A 7,942-nucleotide genomic window follows, 5' to 3' on the forward strand; every position below is an offset into this window, starting at 1 on the left:
GCCGGCGCCGCGTGGCCGGTCAGCACGACGAACCGCTCGACGCCGAACCGTTGCAGTTCACGCATCGGCCAGAACAGGAACGGCTGGCCCCCCACGTCCAGCACCGGCTTCGCCGTCGCGTCCGTCAGCGCGCCGAGCCGGCTGCCGCGGCCGCCGGCCAGGATCACCGCCTGGCGGATCGTCACGCGCTGCTCGGTCCCGGTCATCGGCGCCCCGTCGCTGTCATGCGCGACTGATCCGGGCCGCGCCCTCTGCCGTCAAGCCGGCGCCGGCTTGCCCGCCATCCCACCCGGTGGTAGCGCAGGGAGACGGTGCCGGTGGGCCATCGGCACCACACCAAGAACGAGGGAGGGACAACGTGGCCGGAACCTACAAGGGCGCCTGCTTCTGCGGTGCCGTGGAGATCGAGGTGACGGGGGCGCCCGTCGCCATGGGCTACTGCCATTGCGAATCCTGCCGGTCGTGGTCGGCATCCCCGCTCAATGCCTTCTCGTTGTGGAGCCCCGACGCGCTCAAGGTCACCCGTGGCGCGGAGAACATCGGCGAGTATCACAAGACGGAGATGAGCCACCGGCAGTTCTGCAAGACCTGCGGCGGCCACCTGTTCACCCAGCATCCGCCGCTGAACATGGTCGATGTCTATGCCGCCACGATCCCGACGCTGAAGTTCGAGCCGGCGGTGCACGTCTTCTATTCGGAGAAGGTCCTGCCCGTGCGCGACGGGTTGCCGAAGATGAAGGACTTCCCGTCCGAGTTCGGTGGCTCCGGCGAGACCCTGCCGGAGTAGGGTAGGCACCGGTCCCGATCGGCCGCAGCGATCGGCCGCAGGGAAGACCAGGAGGATTGGGCGGAGGGGATGCGATGACCGATGAAACCTTCCGCCCGCCGCTGCCCGGCACGCAGCCGGACTATGCCCACGCGCCCTATCGCAGCACCCATGCCCGCGCCCCGTCGCAGGCGCTCGTGGCGCTGCCGGCGACCGTGACGGAGGCCACCGGCCCGCGGTTTGCCCCGACGCACTTTCCGCCGATGGCCGACTTCACCGCGACCGGGCGCACGCCGCCGATGGGCGAGCGCATCATCGTCGCCGGCACCGTCACCGACGAGGACGGGCGCCCCGTTGCCGGCACCATGGTCGAAATCTGGCAGGCGAACGCGGCGGGACGCTACAACCATCCGGGCGATACGCATGACGCGCCGCTCGATCCGGCGTTCCGCGGCGAGGGCCGCGTCTTCACCGACGCCGAGGGCGCCTATCGCTTCGTGACCATCCGCCCCGGCGCCTATCCGTGGGGCAACCATCCGAACGCGTGGCGGCCGAGCCATATCCATTTCTCGCTGTTCGGGAGCGCCTTCGCGCAGCGTCTGATCACCCAGATGTATTTTCCCGGCGACCCGCTGCTCGACCTCGATCCGATCTATCACGCGGTGCCGGATGCGGCGGCGCGGGCGCGGCTGGTCTCGCGGTTCGACATCGGGCTGACGCAGGAGGGCTACGCCCTCGGCTACCGGTTCGACATCGTGCTGCGCGGGCGGCTGGCGACGCCGATGGAGGCGTGACGATGCGCCCGGCGACGGCCAGCCAGACGATCGGCCCGTACTGGCATCTGATCGAACATCCGGAGATGTCGGATCTGCTGCGCTTCGGCGCGCTGGGCACGCCGCTCGTGCTGCACGGGCGCGTCACCGACGGGGCCGGCGCGCCGGTCACCGATGCGGCGGTCGAGCTGTGGCAGAGCGATCCGCCGGCCGATGCGCGCTTTCCCGGTTTCGGCCGCTGCCGCACCGATGCCGATGGCGGCTGGCGCTTCACCACGCTGCGCCCCGGCCCGGTGCGCGGGCGCGGCAACGCGACGCAGGCGCCGCACGTGCTGCTCGCGATCATGGCGCGCGGGCTGCTGCGCCCGCTGTTCACCCGCGCCTATTTCGCGGGCGAGGCGCTCAACGACCACGATCCGCTGCTGTGCGCGATCGATCCGCCGGCGCGGCGCGCGACCCTGATCGCGCAGCCGGACGGCGCGGCCTGGCGGCTCGACATCCGTCTGCAGGGCGCGGACGAGACGGTGTTCCTCGATCTCTAGAAGACAAGGCAATGGCATGACGGACGCGCACCCCCCCATCGCGACCGTGGCGGTGGTCGGCACCGGCCTGATCGGCGCGAGCTGGGCGGCCTGCTTCCTCGCCGCGGGGCTCGACGTGCGGGCCCACGACCCGGCGCCGGAGGCCGAGGCGCGGTTGCGGGCGACCATCGCCGCCTACTGGCCGACGCTGGAACAGATCGGGCTGCGTCCCGGTGCCTCGCCCGAGCGGCTGCGCTGGGAGGCGAGCATCGAGGAGGCGGTGGCGTCGGCGGATTTCGTGCAGGAGAGCGGACCGGAGCGGGCCGATCTCAAGGCCGCGATGTATCGCCGCATGGACGCCGCGACACCGGCGCACGTCGTGATCGCCTCCTCCTCGTCCTTCATGATGCCGAGCGTGCTCCAAGCGCCGTGCCACGCGCACCCCGAACGGGTGCTGCTCGGCCACCCGTTCAATCCCCCGCACCTGATCCCGCTGGTCGAAGTGTGCGGCGGGACGGGCACGGAGCCGGCGGCGGTCGACACGGCGCTGCGGTTCTATGCGGATATCGGCAAGAAGCCGATCCGGCTGAAGCGCGAGATCACCGGCCACGTCTCGAACCGGCTGCAGGCGGCGCTGTGGCAGGAGGCGATGCATCTGCTCGAACAGGGCGTGGCCGACCTCGCGGACATCGACGCGGCCATTTCGCACGGGCCCGGCCTGCGCTGGGCGCTGCTGGGGCCGTTCATGAACCTGCATCTGTCGGGCGGCGCGGGCGGCATGCGCTACATGCTCGACCATCTCGGCCCGTCGATCGCGGCGATGTGGCGCGAGCAGGGGCAGGTGGAGATGTCGCCCGAACTGATCGCGCAGACCGTCGCCGGCATCGACGACGCCCTCGCGGCGACCGACCCGGAGGCGATGCAGCGCGCGCGCGATGCGCTGCTGGTGCGTCTGGTGGCGCTGAAGGCCGCGACGGTGCTGCCGTAGGCGTCGTGCGACCGCCTATCCTGGCCGCGCTGCTCGCCGCCGCTCTCGGCGGTTGCGCGGCGTCGGCGTCCCACGGCGGGGCCGGGCGCTGCGAGGTGCGGGCGCTCGCGCATGTCCAGCTTGCGGACGAGCGCGGCTATCTCGCCGTGCCGGCCGCGATCGAGGACAAGCCGGTCACGATGCTGATCGACACCGGCTCGGACACGACCCTCGTCACGCCCTCGGCGGTGCGGACGCTCGGCCTCGGTCGCGACCCGCATGCGAGCACGACGATCAACGGCAACGACGGCAGCGTCACGAGCCGCAACGCGCTGCTGCAATCGTTCGGCGTCGGCGGCATGGAAATGCTGGACCAGAGCTACGCGGTGGCGCCGCTGCCCACCCTCGGCCTCGCCGGCTATCAGGCGGCGGGCCTGATCGGCGCCGACTGGCTCAGCCAGTTCGACGTCGATCTCGACGTGCCGGGGCGGCGCCTGACGCTCTACCGGGCGCAGGGATGCGGCGACGATCACGTGCCCTGGCCCGGCGCGCACGTGTCCGTGCCCGCGTTCCGCGCGGGGCGCGACCGGGTGATCGTGGATGCGACGCTGGATGGCACGCGCCTCCACGCCATGATCGACAGCGGCGCCAATCAATCGCTGGTGTCGCGGGCGGCGGCCGCGCGGGCCGGTGTCACCGTCGCGCGGATGGACCACGACCCGCGCGCGCGCACCAGCGGCATGGGGGGCGTCGTCGACGAAACCCGCGTGCATCGGTTCGCCACGCTCGACGTGGGCGGCGTCGTGTGGCGCGACCCGGCGCTCGTGGTGGGCGCGTTGTCGGCGTCCACCGGCGCCGACATGCTGCTCGGTCTCGACTGGCTGCGCAGCCACGAGATCTGGATCGACTACCGCGACCGGCGCGTCTTCATCCGCGCGGCTTCCGCCCCGGGCGGGTAGTCAGATGTCCAGCTGCCGCCCGAACTCGACATAGCGCCGGCGGGGCACCGCGAAGAGGTCGACCACGTGCAGAGCGTTGCGCAGCATGAACGCGAAGATGGCCCGCCGCCACGGCGCCATGCGCTTCTGGCCGCGCGGCAGCGCCACCACGTCGTCGCGTGCCGCGAAATACCGTGCCTCGCGCAGGTCGATGTCGCAGCCCTTTTCCCGGGCGGCGGCCAGCGCCGCCGGCAGGCTCGGCACCTCCATGAAGCCGAAATGCACGGTGATGTGCCAGAAGCGCTCGCCGATCTGTTCGACCTGCGTCCGCTCGTCATGCGGCACGCGCGGGATCTCCTCGAACACCACGGTCAGGGTGACCACCGTCTCGGGCAGCGTGCCGATGTCGCGCACATGGCGCGTCAGCATCGGCGGCACCGGCGCGGGCGAGCGGCTGAGGAAGACCGCGGTGCCCGGGCTGCGCGGCACGTGCCGCTCCGTCAGGCCGCGGGTGAAGGCATCGGGTTCGGCGATCAGCTCGGCCAGGCGCTCGCGCATCGCCTGCGTGCCGCGCCGCCATGTCGTCATCAGCAGGAAGATCACCGCGCCCAGCAACAACGGCACCCAGCCGCCATCGGCGACCTTCAGCATGTTGGCGGCGAAGAAGCCGAGATCGACGAACAGGAACACCAGCGCCGCCGGCGCCGCGGCGATGATCGGCCAACGCCAGCGGCCGCGCATGACGTCGTACAGCAGCGCCGTTGTCAGCAGCATCGTCGTCGAGACGGCGGCGCCATAGGCGCCCGCCAGCCGGTCGGAGCTGCCGAAGCCGACCGTGATGGCGATCGTGCCGGCCATCATCGCCCAGTTCACGAAGGGCACGTAGATCTGGCCATACTCCTGGTCCGAGGTCTGGCGGATGCGCAACCCGGGGAGCCAGCCCAGCTGCATCGCCTGCCGCGTGAGGGAGAACGCGCCGGTGATGATCGCCTGGCTGGCGATGATGGTCGCGACCGTCGCCAGCCCGACCAACGGATAGATCGACCATGACGGGGCGGCCTGGAAGAACGGATTGCCCTGCGCGTCCGGATGGTCGAGCAGATAGCCCGTCTGTCCGGCATAGCTGAGCAGCAGCGCCGGCAGCACGATCGCGAACCAGGAGAGGCGGATCGGGCGGCGCCCGACATGCCCCATGTCGGCATACATCGCCTCGCCGCCGGTGATGGCGAGGAACACGCCGCCCAGGATCGCGAGGCTGGCGAAGCCGTGCGCCGCGAGAAAGGTCGCGGCATGGCGCGGGTCCACCGCCGCCAGCACGGCCGGGTGCGCGATCAGGCCGGCAACGCCGATCAGCGCGATCACGATGAACCAGACCAGCATCACCGGCCCGAACGCCCGTCCGATGGCGGCCGTGCCCAGCGGCTGGGCCGCGAACAGCACCAGCAGGATCAGCACCGCGCCCGGCAGCACATAGGGTTTGAGCGCGCTGGTCGCGACGTTGACGCCCTCCAGCGCGCTCAGCACGGAGATCGACGGCGTGATGACCCCGTCGCCATAGATCAGCGCCGCGCCGAACAGGCCGCAGCCGACCAACAGGCCCCGCAGCCGCCCGGGTCCGAGCAGCGACATCAGCGCGAGGATGCCGCCCTCGCCATGGTTGTCGGCGCGCATGACGAAGACGCAGTACTTGATCGAGACGGTGACGATCAGCGTCCAGAACAGCAGCGACAGGATGCCGAGCAAGGTCGGCGCGTCGAGATGGCCGCCCGCCGCCTGCACCACCGTCTGCAGCGTATAGAGCGGACTGGTGCCGAGATCGCCGTAGACGATGCCGAGCGCGGCAAGCCCCGCCGTGGCGAGGCCCTGGCGGGCATCGGCGGGCTGGGCGCGATGGGTGGGCTCCGGCGCCGCTTCTGCCGGCGCGTCCAGTTTTTCGGTCATGCGGCTTCATGCCGGTGCGCATGGCACCGGCACAAGTCCGCTTTTTCGGTGCGCCTCAGCCGAGGCCGTTGGCGGCGAGGTCGCGCACGGCGCCGCGGGCCGCGCTGGTCGTCAGCGCCGCATACGCCCGCAGGGCCGCCGATACCTGACGCTCGCGCGCGGCGGGCTTCCACGTCGTCCGGGCCGCCCGCCGCGCCGCCAGCGTCGCCTCGTCCACAGCGACCCGCAGCACGCGGTTCGGGATGTCGATTTCGATGCGGTCGCCCGGCTCGATGAGGCCGATGGCGCCGCCCTCGGCCGCTTCCGGCGAGATGTGGCCGATCGACAGGCCCGACGTCCCGCCGGAGAACCGCCCGTCGGTGATCAGGGCGCAGGCTTTGCCGAGGCCCTTCGACTTCAGATAGCTGGTCGGATACAGCATCTCCTGCATGCCCGGGCCGCCCTTCGGCCCCTCGTAGCGGATCACGACCACGTCGCCGGCGCGCACCTTCCCGCCGAGGATGCCCTCGACCGCGGCTTCCTGGCTTTCGAAGATCACCGCCGGTCCGGAAAAGGTCAGCAGCGCGGCATCGACGCCCGCCGTCTTCACGATCGCGCCGTCCTCGGCGATGTTGCCGTACAGCACGGCCAGACCGCCGTCCTTGCTGAAGGCGTGCGCCACGTCGCGCACCACGCCGCCGGCCCGGTCGGTGTCGAGGCTTTCGTAGCGGCTGTCCTGGCTGAATGCCTGCGTCGTCCGCACGCCGCCGGGCGCGGCGCTGTAGAACGTCCGCACGTCGGGGCTGCTGGCCCGCATGACGTCCCAGCGGGCGAGCGCGTCGCCCATGGTCGCCGCGTGCACGGTCGGCACGCTGCGGTCGATCAGGCCGGCGCGGTCAAGCTCGCCGAGGATGCCCATGATGCCGCCCGCGCGGTGGACGTCCTCCACATGCACGTCGAGCACGGAGGGCGAGACCTTGCACAGGTTCGGCACGTGGCGTGACAGCCGGTCGATATCGGCCATCTTGAAGTCGACGCCGCCCTCATACGCGGCGGCCAGCAGATGCAGCACCGTGTTCGTCGAGCCGCCCATGGCGATGTCGAGCGACATGGCGTTCTCGAACGCGCGCTTGCTGGCGATCGTGCGGGGCAGGGCGGTCGCGTCGTCCTGTTCGTACCAGCGCCGGGCGAGATCGACGGCGAGCCAGCCCGCCTCGGTAAACAGGCGGCGGCGATCGGCATGGGTCGCGACCACGGTGCCGTTGCCCGGCAGCGCGAGGCCGAGCGCCTCGGTCAGGCAGTTCATCGAATTGGCGGTGAACATGCCCGAACAGCTGCCGCAGGTCGGGCAGGCGGAGCGTTCCTCGGCCGCGATGTCGGCATCCGACACTTCCGGGTTGGCGGCGGCGACCATCGCGGTGATCAGGTCGGAGCGGCGCACCGTCGCGCCGGTGCGGGTCTTGCCGGCCTCCATCGGGCCGCCGGAGACGAACACCGTCGGGATATTGAGGCGTAGCGCGGCCATCAGCATGCCGGGCGTGATCTTGTCGCAGTTGGAGATGCACACCAGCGCGTCGGCGCAGTGGGCGTTCACCATGTATTCAACCGCGTCGGCTATCAGCTCCCGCGAGGGGAGGCTGTAGAGCATGCCGCCATGGCCCATCGCGATGCCGTCATCGACGGCGATCGTGTTGAACTCCTTCGCGACGCCGCCCGCCTTCTGGATCTCGCCGGCGACGAGCTGGCCGAGGTCTTTCAGGTGGACGTGGCCCGGGACGAACTGCGTGAACGAATTGGCGATGGCGATTATCGGCTTGTCGAAGTCGCCGTCGCCCATGCCCGTCGCCCGCCACAGGGCGCGCGCCCCGGCCATGTTGCGACCATGGGTGGTCGTGCGTGAGCGATAGGCAGGCATCGGCGATCCTCCGGTTGATCGTTATTCAGCTGCGCCGCTCACACAGTAGCGCGGCAGCGGCGGCGGGGGGAGGGCGTGGCGGCAGGGCAGGGCTGTGCGCCGCCGGGCCGGCCGGCGCGCTCTTCGCCCGCGACGCCGATCC

At 71.2% G+C, this 7,942-nt stretch carries 8 protein-coding genes; 5 read left to right on the plus strand and 3 right to left on the minus strand.

Translation table 11 applies throughout. The annotated features are described in order from the left end of the window. The coding region (locus tag B8460_RS09580) for a nucleotidyltransferase family protein (protein ID WP_048861371.1) at nt 1-206 on the minus strand (206 nt) is incomplete at its 3' end. 152 nt (nt 207-358) lie between these two features. On the opposite strand from B8460_RS09580, the gene B8460_RS09585 reads away from it, so the two are divergent. The 5 genes from B8460_RS09585 (at nt 359) to B8460_RS09605 (ending at nt 3,986) form a co-directional block, all read left to right on the plus strand. Next, a complete protein-coding gene (locus tag B8460_RS09585; protein WP_048861372.1) occupies nt 359-787 on the plus strand; it encodes a GFA family protein in 429 nt (142 codons plus the stop codon). A gap of 74 nt (nt 788-861) precedes the next feature. Beyond that, nucleotides 862-1,560, plus strand: a complete 699-nt coding sequence (gene pcaH, locus B8460_RS09590) for a protocatechuate 3,4-dioxygenase subunit beta (protein WP_048861373.1) — start codon at nt 862-864, stop codon at nt 1,558-1,560. A 2-nt stretch (nt 1,561-1,562) separates the two neighbouring features. Beyond that, a complete protein-coding gene (gene pcaG, locus B8460_RS09595) occupies nt 1,563-2,081 on the plus strand; it encodes a protocatechuate 3,4-dioxygenase subunit alpha (RefSeq protein WP_048861374.1) in 519 nt (172 codons plus the stop codon). A 16-nt stretch (nt 2,082-2,097) separates the two neighbouring features. Next, nucleotides 2,098-3,048, plus strand: a complete 951-nt coding sequence (locus B8460_RS09600; RefSeq protein ID WP_048861375.1) for a 3-hydroxyacyl-CoA dehydrogenase NAD-binding domain-containing protein — start codon at nt 2,098-2,100, stop codon at nt 3,046-3,048. A 5-nt stretch (nt 3,049-3,053) separates the two neighbouring features. Then, a complete protein-coding gene (locus tag B8460_RS09605) occupies nt 3,054-3,986 on the plus strand; it encodes a retroviral-like aspartic protease family protein (RefSeq protein WP_048861376.1) in 933 nt (310 codons plus the stop codon). Here B8460_RS09605 and B8460_RS09610 read toward each other — a convergent pair whose 3' ends face one another. Together B8460_RS09610 and ilvD are read right to left on the minus strand one after the other, a co-directional pair. Continuing rightward, on the minus strand, nt 3,987-5,906 hold the full coding sequence (locus tag B8460_RS09610; protein ID WP_084623431.1) for a potassium transporter Kup: 1,920 nt from the start codon (nt 5,904-5,906) through the stop codon (nt 3,987-3,989). Nucleotides 5,907-5,961: 55 nt separating this feature from the next. Then, complete coding sequence (ilvD, locus tag B8460_RS09615; RefSeq protein ID WP_048861377.1) at nt 5,962-7,800, minus strand: dihydroxy-acid dehydratase; 1,839 nt, start codon at nt 7,798-7,800, stop codon at nt 5,962-5,964. Nucleotides 7,801-7,942 lie beyond the last annotated feature (142 nt).

The sequence above is a fragment of the Acidisphaera rubrifaciens HS-AP3 genome, assembly GCF_000964365.1.
GTDB classification, from domain to species: domain Bacteria; phylum Pseudomonadota; class Alphaproteobacteria; order Acetobacterales; family Acetobacteraceae; genus Acidisphaera; species Acidisphaera rubrifaciens.